At 72.3% G+C, this 18,899-nt stretch carries 16 protein-coding genes; 8 read left to right on the forward strand and 8 right to left on the reverse strand.

Annotated features, from left to right (window positions below):
• Positions 1 to 68 precede the first annotated feature (68 nt).
• Positions 69 to 1,877, forward strand: coding sequence for a DUF2339 domain-containing protein (locus REH65_RS21140; RefSeq protein ID WP_406688786.1), 1,809 nt, complete (start codon positions 69 to 71; stop codon positions 1,875 to 1,877).
• Between the two features lie 78 nt (positions 1,878 to 1,955).
• Here REH65_RS21140 and hisN read toward each other — a convergent pair whose 3' ends face one another.
• Positions 1,956 to 2,729, reverse strand: coding sequence for a histidinol-phosphatase (hisN, locus tag REH65_RS21145; RefSeq protein ID WP_406688787.1), 774 nt, complete (start codon positions 2,727 to 2,729; stop codon positions 1,956 to 1,958).
• Between the two features lie 138 nt (positions 2,730 to 2,867).
• Between hisN and REH65_RS21150 the strand changes: the two genes are divergently transcribed.
• Positions 2,868 to 3,542: a response regulator transcription factor gene (locus REH65_RS21150; protein WP_406688788.1), complete on the forward strand. Its 675-nt coding sequence runs from the start codon at positions 2,868 to 2,870 to the stop codon at positions 3,540 to 3,542.
• 6 nt (positions 3,543 to 3,548) lie between these two features.
• Positions 3,549 to 4,823 (forward strand): ATP-binding protein, encoded by a 1,275-nt coding sequence (locus tag REH65_RS21155; RefSeq protein ID WP_406688789.1) that lies wholly within the window; start codon positions 3,549 to 3,551, stop codon positions 4,821 to 4,823.
• 20 nt (positions 4,824 to 4,843) lie between these two features.
• Here the strand turns inward: REH65_RS21155 and REH65_RS21160 are convergent, their stop codons facing one another.
• Together REH65_RS21160 and REH65_RS21165 are read right to left on the reverse strand one after the other, a co-directional pair.
• Entirely contained in the window at positions 4,844 to 5,365 is a 522-nt protein-coding gene (locus REH65_RS21160) for a GtrA family protein (RefSeq protein WP_281458413.1), read from the reverse strand.
• Between the two features lie 139 nt (positions 5,366 to 5,504).
• Positions 5,505 to 8,015 carry a sigma-70 family RNA polymerase sigma factor gene (locus REH65_RS21165; RefSeq protein ID WP_406688790.1) on the reverse strand — a complete coding sequence of 837 codons (2,511 nt, stop codon included), beginning with the start codon at positions 8,013 to 8,015 and terminating at the stop codon, positions 5,505 to 5,507.
• A gap of 326 nt (positions 8,016 to 8,341) precedes the next feature.
• Between REH65_RS21165 and REH65_RS21170 the strand changes: the two genes are divergently transcribed.
• The 3 genes from REH65_RS21170 (at position 8,342) to purE (ending at position 10,830) form a co-directional block, all read left to right on the forward strand.
• Positions 8,342 to 9,016, forward strand: a complete 675-nt coding sequence (locus REH65_RS21170; RefSeq protein ID WP_406688791.1) for a hypothetical protein — start codon at positions 8,342 to 8,344, stop codon at positions 9,014 to 9,016.
• Positions 9,017 to 9,088: 72 nt separating this feature from the next.
• A complete protein-coding gene (locus tag REH65_RS21175; protein ID WP_406688792.1) occupies positions 9,089 to 10,273 on the forward strand; it encodes a 5-(carboxyamino)imidazole ribonucleotide synthase in 1,185 nt (394 codons plus the stop codon).
• Between the two features lie 68 nt (positions 10,274 to 10,341).
• Positions 10,342 to 10,830: a 5-(carboxyamino)imidazole ribonucleotide mutase gene (gene purE, locus REH65_RS21180; RefSeq protein WP_281458458.1), complete on the forward strand. Its 489-nt coding sequence runs from the start codon at positions 10,342 to 10,344 to the stop codon at positions 10,828 to 10,830.
• A gap of 159 nt (positions 10,831 to 10,989) precedes the next feature.
• On the opposite strand, the gene REH65_RS21185 is transcribed toward purE, so the two are convergent.
• From REH65_RS21185 to REH65_RS21205, 5 genes are all read right to left on the reverse strand, one after another.
• Positions 10,990 to 11,772 carry a thioesterase family protein gene (locus tag REH65_RS21185; RefSeq protein ID WP_406688793.1) on the reverse strand — a complete coding sequence of 261 codons (783 nt, stop codon included), beginning with the start codon at positions 11,770 to 11,772 and terminating at the stop codon, positions 10,990 to 10,992.
• A 55-nt stretch (positions 11,773 to 11,827) separates the two neighbouring features.
• The gene (locus REH65_RS21190) at positions 11,828 to 12,541 is read right to left on the reverse strand and encodes a TIGR03089 family protein (RefSeq protein WP_406688794.1); all 714 of its coding nucleotides are present in this window, start codon (positions 12,539 to 12,541) and stop codon (positions 11,828 to 11,830) included.
• Between the two features lie 96 nt (positions 12,542 to 12,637).
• A complete protein-coding gene (locus tag REH65_RS21195) occupies positions 12,638 to 13,831 on the reverse strand; it encodes an LCP family protein (protein ID WP_406688795.1) in 1,194 nt (397 codons plus the stop codon).
• 146 nt (positions 13,832 to 13,977) lie between these two features.
• Positions 13,978 to 14,544, reverse strand: a complete 567-nt coding sequence (locus tag REH65_RS21200; RefSeq protein ID WP_281458406.1) for a DUF4232 domain-containing protein — start codon at positions 14,542 to 14,544, stop codon at positions 13,978 to 13,980.
• Between the two features lie 264 nt (positions 14,545 to 14,808).
• Positions 14,809 to 16,299 (reverse strand): LCP family protein, encoded by a 1,491-nt coding sequence (locus tag REH65_RS21205; RefSeq protein ID WP_406688796.1) that lies wholly within the window; start codon positions 16,297 to 16,299, stop codon positions 14,809 to 14,811.
• Between the two features lie 512 nt (positions 16,300 to 16,811).
• On the opposite strand from REH65_RS21205, the gene rfbB reads away from it, so the two are divergent.
• Together rfbB and rfbD are read left to right on the forward strand one after the other, a co-directional pair.
• On the forward strand, positions 16,812 to 17,801 hold the full coding sequence (rfbB, locus tag REH65_RS21210) for a dTDP-glucose 4,6-dehydratase (protein WP_406688797.1): 990 nt from the start codon (positions 16,812 to 16,814) through the stop codon (positions 17,799 to 17,801).
• Positions 17,798 to 18,715 (forward strand): dTDP-4-dehydrorhamnose reductase, encoded by a 918-nt coding sequence (rfbD, locus tag REH65_RS21215; RefSeq protein WP_406688798.1) that lies wholly within the window; start codon positions 17,798 to 17,800, stop codon positions 18,713 to 18,715. Before rfbB ends, rfbD begins: the two co-directional genes overlap by 4 nt.
• Positions 18,716 to 18,899: the final 184 nt, after the last annotated feature.

The following is an 18,899-nucleotide window of genomic DNA, read 5'->3' on the forward strand; positions in this document are numbered from 1 at the left end:
CGACGTAGGGGTGGGATCTGAGTAGTGCTACCGATGCCGTGCGGGCGAGTGGCGTGGAGCATGTCCGCATGTCGCATCCGCAGCAGGGGGACGCTCTTCAGCTGGTCGCCGGTGAGCTGGCCGCGATCGGGCAGCGCTTGTCGTACCTGGGCAGCGTGTTGCAGAGCGAGGCCGCGAACCGGCCTCCGGCGGCGGTTCCGCCGACCGCTGCGCCCGATCCCCAGCAGCCCGAGCCCCAGCAGGCCGAGCCGCAGCAGGCCGCTGCGTCGTCGACAGCTGGTGCTGAGCCCGGCTCCGTGCCGTCGTACCCGTCTCCGGCCGTGGCCGAGCCTCGGCGGCGGTTCCGGGCCGATCTCGAACCGAGCCGGGTGCTGGCCTGGGTCGGTGGCGGCGTGACCCTGCTCGGCGTGGTGTTCCTGCTGGTCCTGGCCGTGCAGCAGGACTGGCTCGGGCCCGCCGCGCGCGTCGGCGGGGGAGCCGTGCTGGCCGGGCTGCTGATCGCGGCGGGCTGGTGGGTGCACCGGGCCGCCGCCGAGCAGCGGATCGCCTCGATCGCGCTGGCGACCACGGGTTTCGCCGCGCTGTTCCTCGACGTCGTCGCCGCGACCGCGCTCTACGAATTCCTCCCCGTCCCGGCCGGGCTCGGTGTCGGACTGCTCGTCGCCGTCGGCGGGCTGCTGCTCGCCGACCGCTGGCAGGCGCAGCCGCTGGCCATCGGCGTGGTGCTGGCCTCCGCGATCTGCGCGCCGATGATCACCGGTGAGGCCGACGCGCTGCTGATCGGTTTCGTGGTGCTGCTGCAGGTCGCCGCCTCGCCGGTGCAGGTGCGCCGCGGCTGGGGCGGACTCGCGCTCGCCGCGGGCGTCCCGACCGTGCTGGCCGCGTTCGCCGGAGCGTTCTGGGGCCTGGCCTACCCGAACCCGGTGCTGGTGCCCGCGATCCTCGCCGCGGCCGTGCTCGGCGTGGTCGTCGCCGCCGTCACCGCCGGGTTCCGGCCCGCCGCCGAGCGCACCGCGATCGGCCTGCTCGTCGCCGCGCCCACCCCCGCGTTCCTGGCCGGACCGATGCTGCTGGAGCGCGCCGAGGCGACCGCGACCGGTGCCGGCATGGCGCTGCTGCTGGCCGCGATCTGGGCCGTCGGCCGCTACCTGCCCGCGTTCGCCGACTGGCTGCCGAGCCGCTTCCTCGCCGCCGTCGGCGCGATGGCCGTGATCGCCACCGGCCAGGCCACGATCACCGCCCTGGACGTCTCCAGCTGGGCCACCGGTCTGCTCTGCGAGGCGCTGCTGCTGACCGCCGCCGGACACCTGCTGCGGCGCGGCGGAATCCTGCTCGGCGCCGCCTGCTACGCGGTGTTCGGGTTCTTCCTGGCCCTGGGCAACGAGGTGCCGATCTCGGCGCTGGTGGTCTTCGACGAGCCGGCCGGGGTGGCCGGGCTGGTCGCGGGCCTGCTGATCGGCGTCGTCGCGGTCGCGCTGCCCACCGCGGGCGTGCGCCTCGGCGCGATCGGCAGCCTCCCGAGCTCGCTGCCGCTGTGGGCCTCGGCCGCGATCGCGCTGCTCTACGGCACCGCCAGCGCCACGATGGCCGCCTGCCTGCTGGTCAGCGACTCGCGCGGCGCGTTCCTGACCGGGCACATCCTGATCACCCTGTGCTGGGTGGTGTTCGCGATCGCCCTGCTGCTGCGCGGAGTCCGCGCCCGGCACCTGCGCATCGGCGGCATGGTGCTCACGGCCGTGTCGCTGGCGAAGCTGCTGCTGTTCGACCTCGGCACCCTCGACGGCTTCGCCCGCGTCATCGCCTTCCTCTGCGCGGGCCTCATCCTGCTCACCGCCGGAGTCGGCTACGCCAAGCTCCTGACCAGGCAGGCCGATTAGAAACGGGTTCAGGGTGCGGCGGAGCCGCTCAGGTCCCGCCACCCGCACCGCCACGCGAAGCGACCAGGGCGACAGTCCTCAGCGCTGAAGCAGGCGCAGCGCCTCGTCGTGCAGGTGGCCGTTGGTGGACAGGGCGCTGCCGTTGTCGTAGCGGGCTTCGCCGGAGAGGTCGGTGAACCGGCCGCCGGCCTCCTCGACGAGGACCTGGGCCGCGGCCACGTCCCACGGGTTGACGATCGGCTCGGCGGCGATGTCGATGGCGCCCTCGGCGACCAGGCAGTGGTGCCAGAAGTCGCCGAACGCGCGGTTCTCCCAGCACGCGTCGATCAACCGCAGGTAGGACTCCCGCGAGTGGTGCTCCACCCACGTGCCCAGGTGCGTCGTCGAGACGTAGGCGTCGGCGGTGTCGCGCACCCCGGACACCGAGATCCGCTCCGGCTCGCCCTGCCCGGTCCGGCACCACGCGCCCTCGCCGGAGGCCGCCCACCAGCGCTTGCCGAGCGCCGGGGCGCTGATCACGCCCATTACCGGGCGCTGCCGGTCGACGAGCGCGATCAACGTCGCCCAGGCCGGGACACCGCGCAGGAAGTTCTTGGTGCCGTCGATCGGGTCGAGCACCCACGCGCGACCGTCCCCGGCCGTGCCGCCGCGCTCCTCACCGGCCACGACGTCACCGGGGCGGTGCTCGGCGAGCACCTCGCGCACCGCGTCCTCCACCGCCAGGTCCGCGTCGGTCACCGGCGTGCGGTCGGGTTTGCGGTCGACGCCGAGATCGCGGGCGCGGAACCGCGCCGTGGTGATGGAGTCGGCCACGTCGGCCAGCTGCAGGGCGAGGTCGAGATCGCTGGTCACGACCGGAAACCCTAACGCCTCGCGCTCGGCGGGCCCGCCCAGGGCGGCAGCGGCTCGGGCGCTAGCAGCACCGGCGGTCACCGCGCCCAACGGCCCACGCGGCGGACGAGATCTTGCGGGCCAACTAGTCTGGGGCACGTGAGCGTGGTGTTGCTGGCAGAAGACGACCCGGCCATCGCTGTGCCGCTGTCCCGGGCGCTGCAGCGCGAGGGGTACACGGTGAAGGTCATCGAGGACGGTCCCTCGACGCTGCGCACCGCCGCCGAAGGCGGCGTCGACCTGCTGGTCCTCGACCTCGGACTGCCCGACATGGACGGGCTGGAGGTGTGCCGCAGGCTGCGCGCGCAAGGCCGCGGACTCCCGGTGCTGATGCTCACCGCGCGCACCGACGAGGTCGACTTCGTGGTGGGTCTCGACGCCGGTGCCGACGACTACGTGGCCAAACCGTTCCGGCTCGCCGAGCTCATGGCCCGCATCCGCGCGCTGCTGCGCCGCGGCGCACCGGAAACCCTGGAGCACTCGGGCGTGCGCCTGGACCTCACCGCGCGGCGCGTCCTCGTCGACGAGCACGAGGTGCAGCTGGCCAACAAGGAGTACGAGCTGCTGCGGGTGCTCATGCAGCACGCGGGCCAGGTCGTGACCCGCGAGGAGATCCTGGAGGAGGTCTGGCCCGAGTCCGACCGCAAGGGCAGCAAGACCCTCGACATGCACATCTCGTGGCTGCGCCGGAAGCTCAGCGACAGCAACGGACGACTCGACGAGACCCGCATCGCGACCGTCCGCGGCGTCGGGTTCCGCTTCAACTCGGACTAGTCGCGGATGCGCCGCCGGATTCTGCAGGCCACGCTGCTCGCAGTGGCCGTCACCACCGTCGTGCTGGGGCTGCCGCTGGGTTTCACCGCGCTCAAGCTCGTCCAGGACCTCACCGGCGCGGACCTGTCGACCCGCGCCCAGCAGATCGCGACGCTGCTCGACGAGCAGGTCGCCAACCAGCGGCCGATCGACCTCAACGCGGTGCGGCTGGCCGTGCCGCGCGGCGCCCGGCTGGTCGTGCGCACCCAGTCCCACGACTACGTCTACGGCCCCGACCCGGGCGAGGCCCCGCTGGTGCAGATGGTGCCGATGGTGCAGAGCGGCTCGGTGACCATCGCCGCGCCCAGCGCCCCGGTGCGCACCCAGCAGCTCCAGGTCGCGGGCCTGGTGCTGATGCTGGTGGTGCTCTCGGCGGGCACCGGCATGATCGTGGCCTCGGTGACGGCGCGGCGGCTCGCCGACCCGCTCCGCCACGTCGCCTCCCGCGCCGCCCGGCTCGGCGCCGGTGACTTCCGCCCCGACCCGCAGCGGCACGAGGTTCCCGAGCTGGACCGGGTCGCCGACGCGCTGGACGCCTCAGGCGCGGCGCTGTCGCAGCTGGTGCAGCGGGAACGCGAACTCGTCGGCGACGTCTCGCACCAGCTCCGCAGCCGCCTGACCGCCCTGCACCTGCGGCTGGAGGCGCTGGCCGCCGTCGAGGACGCCGACGTCGCCGAGGAGGCGCGGGCCGCGCTGGAGCAGGCCGAACGGCTCTCCGCGGTCCTCGACGACCTGCTGGCCGCGGCGACCGCCGCCCGCGCCCGCGACGCCGAACCCCTCGACGTCACCAGCCTGCTCACCCAGGTCGCCGACGAGTGGCGGGAACCGCTGCGCGCCCAGGGCCGCGCCCTGCGGTTCAAGGTCGCCGACGAGCTGCTGGCCCGCGCCACCCCGGCCCGGCTGCGGGAGGCGATCGGGGTGCTGCTGGACAACGCGCTGAGGCACGGCGAGGGCCCCGTCTCGCTCACCGCCCGGCACGGCGGCGGCACGGTGCTCATCGAGGTCTCCGACTCCGGATCCGGGGTGCCGGACGCGCTGGTGCCGCACGTCTTCGAGCGCGGCTTCTCCGGCCACGGCTCCACGGGCGTCGGGCTGGCGCTGGCCAGGGCGCTGGTGGAGGCCGACGGCGGGCGGCTGGAGCTCAGCCAGGCCCGCCCGGCGATGTTCGAGGTGTTCCTGCGCGTCGCCCGCGCCGACGACGTCCTCGGCCTGCCCTGGAAACCCGAACCCACCCCGCGCTGAGGGCACGAGATCCTGGCCGTTCAGCGCGCCAGGACGCGTTCCCGCTGGTCCTCGTCCTCGTGATCGGTGGGGAAGACCCACTTGCGGAACGCCCACCAGCGGAACGCCATCCCCAGCAGCAGGCCGACGACCTGGCCGGAGGTGAAGTCGGCGAGCTCCTCGACGAGCCTGCTGGTGAACGGCGTCTGCAGGTGCAGCACGTAGCGCGACACCCACAGCGGCGCCGAGTACAGGCCCACGCCGATGCCGCTGATGATGAAGTACAGCGTCGCCTCGTGATGCCTGCGGCGACCGCCGCGCGTGCGGAACGACCAGTCCCGGTTGAGCACGTAGGACACCAGCGTCGCCACCAGCACCGCGATGACCTTCGAGGTCACGGGCTTCGGCGAGAGGATCGTCAGCTTGAGCGCGTAGAAGATGCCCGTGTCGATGAAGAAGGTGATCGCCCCGACGACACCGAACTTGAGCAGCTCCCGGTGCCGCACAGCGAGCGCTCGGTACGCCTGCGGGACCCGCGCGAGCACCGAATCTGCAACGGACACACCCCCGAGTCTACGGAGTGGTCCCGACCTCTCACCCCGGCACCGGAGTAGCACGCCTCACTTCTCCGCCTCCGGCCGTCGAGAACCCCGGTTCTCGTCGCGCGAAAACCGGGGTTCTCGACGGCTCGGACGGATCGGGTCAGGAGCCGGAGCTCGTGGTGGTCGACGACGTCGGCGGCGTGGTCGTGGTGGACGACGGCGGGGTGGACGACGACGGGGGCGGCGTCGAGCTCGGGGTGGAGCTGGGGGTCGGGCTCGGCGTCGTCGTGGTCGTCTGCGGCGGGGTCGTCGTGGGCGCCGGCGGGGGCGTCGTCGGCGACGGCTGCGGCGGGGGCAGCGGCCGCTCGTGCGACGGCGGGCCGCAGTGGTCCCACGGGCGGTCGTGACCGTTGCCGTGACCGTGGCCGGGATGCTCGCCGGGCGGCCACGGGGGCTCGCCGGTGTGGCCCGGCGGCCACCACGGCGGGCAGTCGGGCCGGGTGCTGGTCGTCGTCGACGTCGTCGTGCTCGTGGTCGTCGGCGGGGTCGTCGGAGGCGTCGGCTCCGGGGGCTTCGGCGGCCACCACGGGAGCCACAGCCGCAGCGGGACGGACTGCTGATCGGTCGCCTCGCCGAGCTTCGCGGTGATCGGCACCCACACGTCGTGCTGGCGGCGGCCGTCGACGGTCACCGCGTCCGGGTCCTGCACCGGCCACCACGGCCAGCCCGGGTGATCGTGCTCGCGCGAGACCCACAGCTCCCGGTAGAAGCCCTCCTGCGGGCGGAGGTCGTCATCGGTGCAGGTCACGGTGTTGCCGACGGCGCTGCAGCCGTTCGGCACGAAGTCGGCCTCGACGCCCTCCGGCAGCGTGGCCACGGCCGCGGCGCGACCGGTGCTGGTGCCGGTGTTGCGCACCCCGACCGCGATCCGGCTGACGTCCATCCACGGCTGGTCCCAGGACCAGGCGTGGAGGTCGATGTCGTCGACCGGCTTCGGCGGCTCGGGCGGTTCGGGTTCCGGCGCGGGCTCCACGATCACCGGAACGGCGGGCAGCCGCAGGTCGACCTGGCCACCGGCCTTGATGTTCACGGTGATCTCGCCGCCGGTCGCCGACTCGTCGGCCCGCACCAGGTAGTCGAACACCAGCGACTCGCCGGGGTTCAGGCCCCGGTCGGTGGTGCAGGTGACGGTGCCGGTCTGGCCGCTGCAGGAGATCGCCGGGGTCCCGGGGGCCTGCGTGCGCAGCGACCTCGGCGACGCCGACGCGGGCGAGGTGCTCGCCGGGGTCGACGCCGACTGCGGGGTGGTCGCGGCGGGCGCGGACGCGGCGCCCGGCAGCTGCGCGGTGACGCCCGGAGGCAGCGCCATCGTCGAGGTGAGCGGCACCGACGGACCGGTGCCGCTGTTGGTCACCCGGATCGGCACCGACACCGGCGCACCCCCGGCGACCAGCTGCAACGGCTGCGACGGCCCGGCGGCGTTGAGCGACGGGGCCACCGCGGGCGGCGGTGCGGCGGGAGCCGGGGCGGGTGCGGGTGCGGGCGCCGGAGCCGGAGCTGCGGGCGGCGGTGCCGGTGCGGGCGCCGCCGGCGGCGCGGGTGCGGGTGCGGCCGGGGGAGCGGGCGGCGGTGCCGGTGCGGGAGGCGCGGCCGGTGGCGGTGCGGGCGCCTGGGCGACCGGGATGGACTGGTCGGCCCCCGTCATGGCCACCGCGATCGCCGCGGCCAGCACGGCCGTGGCCACGCCCGCGGTCACCGCTTGGCGGGGACCGGAGCCGGCCGCGTCCCCGGCGGCACCGGCGGCACCGGCACCTCCGGCGGCGCTGCCCGCGACGACGGCACCGGCGGCGGTCCCCGACGACGCGGCCGCCAGGTAGCCGGTGGCGGTGACGCCCAGGACCAGCGGCGCGATGATGACGCGCAGCGCACCGTTGACGTCGGCGAGCTCGGCGGCCAGCGCCCGGCACCGGTCGCAGGTGTCCAGGTGAGTCTCGACCTGCGCGGTCTCCCGCTTGGACAGTCCGCCTCGGGTCCACGCGCCCAGCCGGTCCACGGCCGCCCGGCACTGCTCCACACCGGACCCGGACGCCTCCAGCTGTCCCAGGTGGACCTGCAGGTACGCCTGGCGGAGTCCTTCGCGCGCCCGGTAGGCCAGCGCGGACACGCCGTTGGGCGTCAGCCCCAGCAGCGGCGCGACGTCGGCGGGCGTCTGCCCCTCGATCTCGATGTGCCAGAGCACCGTCTGCCAGCGCTCCGGCAACCGCGAGAACGCCTGCGCGGCGAGCGTGCGCTCCAACCCGGCGACGGCTGTGTCGTTGAACGGCACGCTGACGTCGGCACCCGAGACCTCGGCGACGTCGTCGGCCAGCTGCACCTTCTTCTCGCGGCGCGTCCGGTCGTAGGCGGTGTGCCGCAGGGCCGTGAGCAGGTAGGCGCGGAACGCCGAAGTCGGGCCGCGGCCCTCGCGCAGCGTGTCGAGGACCTTGGCGAACGCCTCGGACACGAGGTCGTCGGCCTCGGCCGCGGACTTGGCGACCTGGCGGGCCATGTTGTAGGCCGCGGCCACGTGACGTTCGTAGAGCTGGGCGTACGCCTCCGACGAACCGCCGCGCACTTCCTCCAGCAGTTCACCGTCGCTGGGGCCCTGGACTTCTGCCGGGACAGCTACCACGCCGCACCTTCCTCCCCAGAGGGGGCATGTCCTTGTCAGTCCTACCTGGGAGCTCTGGTCGGCGAAAACCACCGGATGTGGAATTCGACGAATATTGTGATCCGAATCGTATGACCAAAGCCAGCGACTCCACCGTCATGGGCGACCGCTTGCTTCGTCTCGCTCACGAGTAGGCCCATCGGGGAGGGACGTTGAGCATGCCGGACTGGCCACTGAGGTGTGACGCGTCGACAGCGCGGACGCTGCAGCGAGCGATGCGCGTGCGCTGGCGAACGGCGAGCCTAGCAGCGGGATGGCCGTTTCCCAGTGACTGGGAGGTGCCGGCCGTGGACGCGGTGTGCGCGGCCGTCGTGGCCGGGGAAGACCTGAGCACCCCGCTCGCCGATCTCGGCGCCTCGCGCGCCGAAGCCGGTGTCGGCCTGTCCGGCACGCTGCAGGACCTGGCCGCGCTGCACGCGGTGTCCGGCGAGAACTCCGACGGGCTGGTCTCGGCCGACCCGGACGCGGTGCCCTCGTCGATGCTCCGCACCACGGCATTGGGCTGGGCGGACGCGGTCAGCGGCATGGCCGTCGGCCGCGAGGTCGAGGACCCGCTGACCGGCCTGAACACCGTCGGCTACCTGCGCACCCGGCTGCACGAGGTCTACCGCGAGGCGCACTCGCGCGGGGCCGCGCCCGACGACGACTACGCGCTGATCACCGTGATGCTGGGGGTGTCCACGGCCGGCTACCCGCGGCTGGTGGCGATGGTGCTCATCGCCGACGCGCTGCGCACCGTCTTCGACGCAGGCGAGACTACGGCGCTGGTGCGCTCTGCCACCGCCGCGGTCCTCGCGCCCCGCACGCCCGAGCTGCGGAGCCGGTGCGTGCAGGCGCGCTGGATGATCGAGCACCGCCTCGCCGCCGACCCGGCGCTGCGCGACTGCGGCCAGATCCGGCTCCAGGAGGAGGCGCTGCCCGGTGACCACGCCGAGGTGTGCCGGATGCTGGCGTCGCTGTGACCGCCTGTGAACCAGGTCGCGTTGACCCGTCCCGGTGCCGGTGCGAGGGGTGCGTCACCTTAGGCTGAGCGCGTGGACCAGCGCACCGGAACCCCAGTCGTCGGCATGATCGGCGGTGGCCAGCTCGCCCGGATGACCCATCAGGCGGCCATCCCGCTCGGCCAGTCGTTGAAGGTGCTGGCGAACTCCGCCGACGAGTCCGCCGCGCTGGTGGCCTCGAACGTCGAGCTCGGCCACCACACCGACCTGGACGCGCTGAAGAAGTTCGCGGAGGGCTGCGACGTGGTCACCTTCGACCACGAGCACGTGCCCGGCGACCACCTGCGCGCCCTGGAGGCCGCCGGGGTGTCGGTGCAGCCGCGCCCGGACGCCCTGCTGCACGCCCAGGACAAGCTGGTGATGCGCCGCAAGCTCGCCGAGCTGGGTCTGCCGGTGCCGCCGTTCGCCGAGATCACCTCCGTCGACGACGTGCTGGCCTTCGGCGCCGAGCACGGCTTCCCGTGCGTGCTCAAGACCGCGCGCGGCGGCTACGACGGCCGCGGCGTGTGGATGCTCGACGACGCCGCCGACGCCGAGCGCGTCGTCACCGAGCTCCTCGACGGTGGTGCTCCGCTGCTGGCCGAGCAGCGCGTTCCGCTGCGCCGCGAGCTGGCCGCGCTGGTCGCGCGCTCGCCGTTCGGGCAGGGCGCGGTGTGGCCGCTGGTGGAGACGGTGCAGGAGGACGGCATCTGCGTGCAGGTGCTCGCCCCGGCCCCGGACGCGTCGCCGGAGCTCATCGAGCGGGCCCAGGACATCGCGCTCAACGTCGCCGAATCGCTGGGCGCGACGGGCGTTCTGGCGGTCGAGCTGTTCGAGACCGAGGACGGTCTGGTGATCAACGAGCTGGCGATGCGCCCGCACAACTCCGGGCACTGGACCATCGAGGGCTCCCGCACCTCCCAGTTCGAGCAGCACCTGCGCTCGGTGCTGGACTACCCGCTGGGCAGCACCGAGCAGACCGCGCCCGCGGTGGTCATGGCGAACCTGCTGGGCGCCGAGACCGAACCGGCGATGAGCGTCGACGAGCGGCTGCACCACCTGTTCGCCCGCTACCCGCACGCCAAGGTCCACCTGTACGGCAAGAGCGAGCGCCCGGGCCGGAAGCTGGGGCACATCACGGTTCTCGGCGACGACATGGCCGAGGTCCGCGAGCAGGCCCGGCTGGCCGCGCACTGGCTGTCGGCGGGCGAGTGGCTCGACGGCCACGAGATTCACTGACTTCCAGTAGGTTCCGACTTCTCCGGGAGGTTCTCCGCGTGACTGAGCAGCCGCTCGTCGGTGTGATCATGGGCAGCGACTCCGACTGGCCGGTGATGCGCGCCGCCGGTGACGCCCTCACCGAGTTCGGGGTTCCGTACGAGGTCGGCGTCTACTCCGCGCACCGCACTCCGCAGCGCATGCTGGACTACGCCCGCGAGGCCGCCGACCGCGGCATCCGCGTGATCATCGCCGGGGCGGGCGGCGCCGCCCACCTGCCGGGCATGGTCGCTTCGGCGACGGTACTGCCGGTCATCGGCGTCCCGGTGCCGCTGAAGCACCTCGACGGCATGGACTCGCTGCTCTCCATCGTCCAGATGCCGGCAGGGGTCCCGGTCGCCGCGGTCTCGGTCGGCGGAGCCCGCAACGCGGGCCTCCTCGCGGTCCGCACCCTCGCCGCCGACTCCGGCGACCTCGGCGCCCGCCTCCGCTCTCAGATGGCGGACTTCCAGGCAGACCTCGAGAAGATGGTCCACGACAAGCACGAAGCCCTCCAGCACAAGGCCACCGAAGCCTGACCCGCAACCCCTCTCCACCCCTGCCCTGAACTTGTCGGCCACAGCAGGGAAATCCGTCCGCGCGGTCGGAACACGATTTCAATGGAAGTCGGGGACGCGATTTCAATGGAAATCGTGGTTCGGACTTCCGTTGAAATCGCGTGGAGATGACCGCGCGGGTCAGCCGAGTTGGTTGACCATCACTGTTTCCTGGGCCGTGCCGATGGGGCCTCGGGTGTCGTAGAGGCGGGCGTGGGCCGTGCCGATCCCGGTGCGCTGGACGTCTCGCCGCATCTCGAAACCCAGCCACTCGCCCCGCATCTCGCGGTGGAGGTGGATCGAGACGTCGGTGTTGATCCACGGGCCGAAGAGGGGGCCGACCGGGCTGGCGGCGCTGATGGCGTCGGCGAGGATCGCGACGTGCGACAGGGGGCTGAGGGGCTCGTCCGGGAGCAGCGGCAGCGGCATGCTCATCCACGCGCGGCTGGTGCCGGTGGCCGACTGGTCGTCGATCCAGCGGACCCGCATCACGTCGTGCACTCCCCAGCGCAAGCCGAGTTCCGGCGGCAGCAGGGTGCGGTCCTCGATGCCCTCGGGCCCCGTGAACGGCACCGACGTGTCGGGTTCGGGCCCGTCGAGGTCGGAGCGTCGCAGCAGGTGAGCGGTGGCGTTGGTGCAGAGCGTCCCGTCCTGGGTGAGCGTCGCCCGCACCACCTGCAGCCGCTTGCCGGTGCGCAGCGGGCGCACCTCGATCGACAGCGGTGCGCGCGGGACCGGGCGCATCAGGTCCACGGTGAGCCGGGCGACGAACAGGTCCGGGTCGTCGTTGGCGGCTTCGATGGCGCGGGCGATCAGGCCCGCGACCGGTCCGCCGCCGGTCAGCTCGCCCCACGGGTTCCCCGACGCCTCGTTGGGCACGAGGAACCCGTCCTCCACGCGGAACAGCGACTCGGCATCACGCATGCACCGAGGTTACCCGCCGGTAGGTTGGCGGTAGGGGCGGTTTGTGAGGGTCCTCTCAGAGCCCGAGCTCGACCGTCGTGCGCTCGTCGGCACGCCGTTTGTCGAGGCGGGAGGCGTCCGGGTTGGTGCAGTGCACCAGGGCCGCCTCCGCGGCGAGCACCGACAGCAGCCCGTCCACGACGCCGTCCGGCAGCGTCCAGTCCAGAGCGGACAGCACCCGGTCGTCGCGGCCGACGCCCAGCTCGCCCGCGCGCCGCCGCGCCCGCTCGACGACCTCGTCCACCGACATCTCCAGCAGCGCGGGCGCGTCCCCGGCCACCGGTGAGATCGGGCTGAAGTCGTCGCCGTGCACCCGGATCTCCGAGACGTAGTCCGCGACACCGGGCGGCAGGTCGCGCACCGGTGCCCCCAGCGGGTCCAGGCCGACCGCGGCCACGGTGTGCGCGCCCTCGCCGCGCGCCAGGTCGGACGCCGGGACGAACGCGACCTCCGCGCCCTCGGCCCGATCGGTCACGTGCGCCCCCGCCCACCAGGCGCCCAGCAGCACGCCGACGGTCTGCCAGTGCGCGGGCAGCGACACGAGCACCGGCATCCCCGGCTCCAGGTCGACCTCGTCCACCAGCCAGTTCGCCGTCTTGGCCGCCCAGTTGGCGGTGGTGGCGCGGGACAGCTCGATGCGCGCACCCGTGGTGTCGTCGTAGTGCGTGATCAGCGGCTTGGGCGCGCCGGATGCCAGCAGCGGTCCGAGGAGGGACTGGGTGATGCTCATGCCCGGCAGGCTAGGAGCTGTTGAATTATCACTGCGCTTCGGGGTGCGGGTGGCGGAACCTCAGCGGCCCTCTGGAACCGGGCGCCACTCCTGGACCTAGTTCACGCAGGGGACGTCGCTGTCGGAGGTGATGGGTTGGCGCTGGGCGCTGCCGTCGAGGCGCAGCGCGGGTTTCGGCGCCATGCCCGGGGGACTGGCCGCCAGACCGGTGAAGAACCGCTGCACCGCGTCCCGGTCGACGGACACGATGCTCTGGCCGCGCTCGTCGCGCGCTCCGGCGCTGAGCACCGGCATCGTCACGAAGCTGACCCTGCCCGCGGCGATCTGCTGCATCTGCTGCACGAAACCCAGTGCGTCCCAGGCCTCGTCGAGCTCCACGGTGCGCTGGGTGGCGGCGACCAGGTCGTTGACCATCGCCGGATCGGTGAGCGTGCCGGTCGACAGGACCTTGTTGGCCAGGCCCGCCATGAACACCTGCTGGCGCACGATGCGGTCCAGGTCGCCGCGCGGCAGCCCGTGCCGCTGGCGGACGAACGACAGCGCGTCGCCGCCGGTGACGGTCTGCCTGCCGGCGCTGAAGTCGGCGCCGGAGTCCTTGTCGCTGGTCGCGTTGTTCAAGCACACCTCGACACCGCCGACGGCGTCGGTGAGCTCGTAGAACCCGAGCAGGTTGATCTCGGCGTAGTGGTCGACGCGCATCCCGGTCAGCGTCTGCACGGTCTGCACCAGCGCCCGCTGCCCGGCGACCTTCGCGCGGTGCTCCACCTCGGAGGCGGGCAGGTTCTCGCCCGCCAGCTCGTCGGAGGTGGCCCGCTTGGTCAGCCCGTACACCGAGTTGATCTTGTCGGGGCGGCCGGACGGCGTCTCGGTGTAGGTGTCGCGCGGGATGGACACGGCGGTCGGCGGCGCGCCGCTGTGCGGGACGCGGATGAGCACCAGGCTGTCGGTGTTGAGCCCGCCGGTGGCCTCGGTGCGCAGCCGCTTGAGCACCCGCAGCGGCAGCGGGTTGCCCTGCGCGTCGGTGCGGCTGTCGCTGCCCACCAGCAGCACGTCGGTGGCCCCGTCGTCCGGCGGCGGGGCTTGGGGCACTTCGGTCAGCACCTTCGCGGAGCTGACCTCGCTGAGCCGATCGGTGACGAACCAGCCGACGGCGCTCAGGCCCAGCACGACGACCGAGGCGAGCGCGATCGCGCTGCGCCCGGCGATCCGCGCAGCGGACCGGCGTCGGACGGGTGCGCCGCGGGTGTCGTCCGGGTCGGGGAGCTGCTGCTCCTGGTCCGGTTCGTCCACCAACGCCTCCCCCGAGTTGTGCGCCGGGCTTCACAGTAACCGCCGGAGATGATCTCCGTGGGGCGAGGAGGGGAACCTTTCTCCCACTCGTGACACGACGGCGCCCGCCCCGGGAGTCCGGTGCGGGCGCCGCGGGAAGCATCAGGTCAGAACAGCACGCCCTGCGCCGACGGCTGCAGGGTGCCGACCTGGAGCCCCTTGAGCGGGATCTCGGTGACCGGCTCGTTGTTCAGGCCGTTGACCGGCGCGTTGACCGACCCGCTCATGTCCGCCGGAGTGGCGACGAAACCGCTGGTCACGTAGGTGTTCGGGTCGCCCTTGTCGCCCAGGTCGGCGTGCACGCCGGCGAAGGCGGTCCGGCCCGGCTCCAGGGTGATGTCGGCGGGCCCGCCGGGCTTCTCGACGTTGCTGCTGGGCACCTCCTCGATCGGCTCGTCGGCCATGTTGGTGGGCGTCAGGTTCACCCAGCCGCCGAGCTCGCAGGCCTCGTCCGAGGTGTTGGTCATGGTCAGCAGGTACTGGCTCGGGTCGGGCTGCGCCTGCAGCTTGATCTCGAAGTCGGTGGCCGAGCAGTTCGAGGCCGAGACGTCGGACGCCGAGGCGCCGTGCGCGGTGACGGCCTGGGTCGCCGCGGCCCCGCCGCACCCGGTGATCAGCAGGGTGCCGCCGAGCAGAGCGGTGGCGGCGCCGATGGTCCGAAGTCGCTTCGACATGAGTGAGTCCTTCCCCCAGGGTTGTGCGTCGCGGGAGCGTTCCTCCCGCCTCTGCCCTGTAAGACGCCTCGGAGCCGAACTGGTTGCCCGGCGTCCGGAAAGGAATCGCGGAGAGAACGTCCCCCGCCCGACGTGCGCGAGGGAACCTTCCTGTCACCCGAGAGGAAGGGAGCCTTCCTGCCACCAGGCGAGGGGAATCGATGTGTCACCGGAGAGCAGGGGAACCTTCCTGCCACCGCGGTGACAGGAAGGTTCCCCAGCTCGTCAGTCGATGCAGGGCACGCCGTCGGCGGTGATCGGGTCGTTGCCCGTGTCCGCCTGGGTGCGCAGCGGGGCGGCCTTGTTCAGGCCGTCGAGGCGGAGGGTGGGGGCGCCGGTGAAGTTCTGCTTGCCGGGGCCCTTGTAGTCCTTGCCGATGTAGACCTCGACGCTGCCCGCGCTGAGGTTGGGGCTGACCTCCGTGGCGATACCACCGCCGAGCGACTCGGCGACCATCTTGCCCGCGTCCTCCTCGCCGTTGGCGTAGTAGACGACCGAGGAGCTGCGGGTCTCGGAGTTGGCGCTGCTGCCCTCCTGGAAGCCCTGGCTGGTCAGCTCCTCCAGCACGTTGGCGGCCAGGCCGCTGATGCCGGAGGCGTTGTAGACGCTGGTGCTGATCTTGGTGGGGGACTTCAGCGTCGCCAGCTTCTGGGCGCGCTGCTGCGGCGGCAGCAGCAGGTCGGCCGCGAACTGCTTGCTCTCGGCGATGTTGAGCGTGACGTCCTCCTGGCCGGACTCGCCGACCAGGTGCACCGGGGCGCTGTAGAACTGCACGTTGCCGCCGGCGACGCCCTGCATCTGCTCGGCGAAGCCGAGGATGTCGTTGGCCAGCGCCGGGTCGAGGGTGACCGACTTGTTGATCGCGTCGATCAGGTCGCTGAGCTTGGCCGGGTTGGCCAGCGTGCCGGAGGACAGGATGCGGCGGGCCAGCGCCGACATGAACACCTGCTGGCGCTTGCCGCGGGAGAGCTCGTTGAGCAGGCCGTGCCGCTGCCGCACGAAGGCGAGCGCGTCGGCGCCCTCGATCGTCTGCACGCCCTTGGCGAAGTCGGCGCCCGAGTAGCTGTCCTTGGTGGCCTCGTTGAGGCAGACCTCGACGCCGCCGACGGCCTTGGTGATCTCGTAGAAGCCGAGCAGGTTCACCTCGGCGTAGTGGTCGATGCTGACGCCGGTGAGCTTTTCGATGGTCTCCAGCAGCGCCTGCTTGCCGGCCAGCCGCGACTTCTCGTCGAGCTCCTTGGGGTCGGTGACCCCGTCTTCCTGGAGCTTTGCGCGCTCGGCGTCCTTGCCGCGGTTCATGGTCTCGGTGAGCTTGTGCTTGCCGTCGCCGAAGCCGCTGTCGACCATCGTGTCCCGGGGGAAGGACATCGCGCTGGCGCTCTTGCCGTCGTTGGGGATGCGCACCAGGATCACCGCGTCGGTGAGGTCGCCGCCCTCCTGGGTGGTGCGCAGCTCCTGCAGGAGCTGCTTGGGCAGCGGGTTGCCCTGGGCGTCGGTGCGGCTGTCGTTGCCGATCAGCAGGATGTCGGTGGCGCCGTCGGGGGCGGAGAAGCCGCCGCCGATGACGTCGGCGGTGCCGGTGCCGCCCGCGCCCGGGCGGAACATGGCCCAGGCGAACCCGGTCACGCACAGGACGATCACCGACAGCAGGGCGGTGAGCGTGCGGGCTCCGTTGCGGGTGGCCTTGCGCTGCCAGAAACCGCCTCGGCTCCACACATCGTCAGGCGATATGTCTTCACCGGTTCGAGCGGATTTCCGCGCTGCGGCCTTACTCTGAGCAGCTGCGGGAGCGCTCTTCACGGCACCGGCGGCACCGGCCTTCGCGGCGCTGGCAGCACCGGTGCGGCGGGCGCCCTGCGGCCGTCCGGCGGCTGCGCCGGGACGAGCCGATCCGCCACCCGACCCACGGGGCGGAACACCTCGGCCGGGCCGCCCATCAGGGCTCCCGGGCCGCCTCGGCCGGTCGTCCACGCGATTCCTCCTCGGGGGCTGCGGGGGCGAGCGTTACACCTTCAGGAGTGATGTTGCCCGACTTCCTGATGAAGGCTAACGGTGATCCACTCGAACCATGACGGGTCCCTCGGAATCTGGTGACCTCACTCATATGGGTGAAGTCGCGCCGTAACCGTACGTAACTTGGGAGTCGATTCGGGCGGGCATCGGCGCATGTCAGACTGCCCATCGCGGGCGGTGCGCCTACTGCCCGCGCAGGACGAGGAAGAGGCGGAATGCGGATTCTGGTCACCGGTGGAGCCGGCTTCATCGGCTCGCACTACGTCAGGCAGCTGCTCGGCGGGGCCTACCCCGCCTTCGGCGACGCCGAAGTGGTCGTGCTCGACAAGCTGACCTACGCGGGCAACGAGGCCAACCTGGCCGAGGTCGCCGACGATCCGAGACTGCGGTTCGTGCGCGGCGACATCTGCGATCGAGACCTGCTCGCGGGCCTGATGACCAGCGTCGACGTCGTCGTGCACTTCGCCGCCGAGACCCACGTGGACCGCTCCATCGCCGGCTCCGACGCCTTCGTGATGACCAACGTGGTGGGTACCAACGCGCTGCTGCAGGCCGCGCTGGACGCCGGCGTCGGCCGGTTCGTCCACGTCTCCACCGACGAGGTCTACGGGACGATCGATACCGGTTCGTGGCCAGAAGATCATCTTCTCGAGCCGAACTCGCCATATTCCGCCGCCAAAGCCGGTTCCGACCTCCTCGCGCGCGCCTACCAGCGCACCCACGGGTTGCCGGTGTGCATCACGCGGTGCTCGAACAACTACGGCCCGTACCAGTTCCCGGAGAAGGTGCTGCCGCTGTTCATCACCAACCTGATGGACGGGCGCGAGGTTCCCCTCTACGGCGACGGGATGAACGTGCGCGACTGGCTGCACGTCGACGACCACTGCCGCGGCATCCAGCTGGTCGCCGAGTCCGGGACGCCGGGCGAGATCTACAACATCGGCGGCGGCACCGAGCTGACCAACCGCGAACTCACCGAACGGCTGCTCGCCGAGTTCGGGCTGGACTTCTCGATGGTCGAGCAGGTCGCCGACCGCAAGGGCCACGACCGCCGCTACTCGGTCGACCACACCAAGATCACCGAGCAGCTCGGCTACGCCCCGCAGGTCGACTTCGAGACCGGCCTGCGCGACACCATCGCCTGGTACCGGCAGAACCGGGCCTGGTGGGAACCGCTCAAGCAGCGCGCGGCGGTGACCCGGTGACCCGCCTGGCGGTGCTGGTGCCCGGCGGGAAGGGCCAGGTCGGCTCGGAGCTGTCGGCGATCCTCGCTTCCCGGCGCGGCACCCTCGTGCACGCACCGGGTTCGGCGGAGCTCGACATCACCGATCGCGAGGAGGTGCGCGACGCCGTCGAGGCCTTCGCCGAAGCCGCACGCGACACCGACCTGCACCCGGTGGTGATCAACACCGCCGCCTACACCGCCGTCGACGCGGCCGAATCCGACCCCGACGGCGCCCACCAGGTCAACGTCGCGGGCCCGGCCGCGCTGGCCGAAGCCTGCCGCGACAGCGACCTGCCGCTGCTGCACGTCTCCACCGACTACGTCTTCCCCGGCGACGCCGACCGGCCCTACGAGCCCACCGACGACACCGGGCCGCGCACCGTCTACGGCCGCACCAAGCTCGACGGCGAGCAGGCGGTGCTGGACTCCGGTGCGCGCGCCTGGATCGTGCGCACCGCGTGGGTCTACGGCGCGCACGGCGGCAACTTCGTCAAGACCATGGCTCGGCTCGCCGCCCAGCGCGACGAGCTGTCCGTCGTGGACGACCAGATCGGGTCACCCACCTGGGCCGCCGACCTGGCGGCCGGACTGCTGGAACTGGCCGAACCCGTCGCGACCGGTCTCGGACCGTCGCAGCGGGTCCTGCACTGCACCAACACCGGCAGCACCAGCTGGTTCGAGTTCGCCCGCGCGATCTTCACCGAGCTCGGACTCGACCCGCGGCGGGTGAACCCCTGCACGACCGCGGACTACCCGACCAAGACCCCGCGCCCCGCATACTCGGTCCTCTCCGGCGACGCCTGGCACGACGCGGGCCTCACCCCGCTCCGCCCGTGGCACGAGGCCCTCCACCAAGCCCTCACCACCAACCCCGAGGCCTTCCACCCCGGATGATGCGCAGTTCTCATGAAAACTTCCCCGATCACCGAAACCTCGGCGGCGACGTCGTGAGTGGGGGAGGTTTTCATGAGAACGTCGCGACGACCCGCAAGAGAACTGGACCCGGAAAGTGCCGTGACCAGGAACTACATCGGCATCGGAGTTCCTGGCGGGGGTTCAGTGGGTGGGGAGGTTTTCA

The organism is Saccharopolyspora sp. ID03-671 (assembly GCF_045278815.1).
Classification (GTDB): domain Bacteria; phylum Actinomycetota; class Actinomycetes; order Mycobacteriales; family Pseudonocardiaceae; genus Saccharopolyspora; species Saccharopolyspora ipomoeae.

Coding starts and splice junctions, on each gene's coding strand:
- REH65_RS21155 (WP_406688789.1), top strand. CDS start 3,549: ATGCGCCGCCGGATTCTGCAGGCCACGCTGCTCGCAGTGGCCGTCACC.
- REH65_RS21185 (WP_406688793.1), bottom strand. CDS start 11,772: ATGCGTGATGCCGAGTCGCTGTTCCGCGTGGAGGACGGGTTCCTCGTG.
- REH65_RS21200 (WP_281458406.1), bottom strand. CDS start 14,544: ATGTCGAAGCGACTTCGGACCATCGGCGCCGCCACCGCTCTGCTCGGC.
- REH65_RS21190 (WP_406688794.1), bottom strand. CDS start 12,541: ATGAGCATCACCCAGTCCCTCCTCGGACCGCTGCTGGCATCCGGCGCG.
- REH65_RS21140 (WP_406688786.1), top strand. CDS start 69: ATGTCGCATCCGCAGCAGGGGGACGCTCTTCAGCTGGTCGCCGGTGAG.
- purE (WP_281458458.1), top strand. CDS start 10,342: ATGGGCAGCGACTCCGACTGGCCGGTGATGCGCGCCGCCGGTGACGCC.
- rfbB (WP_406688797.1), top strand. CDS start 16,812: ATGCGGATTCTGGTCACCGGTGGAGCCGGCTTCATCGGCTCGCACTAC.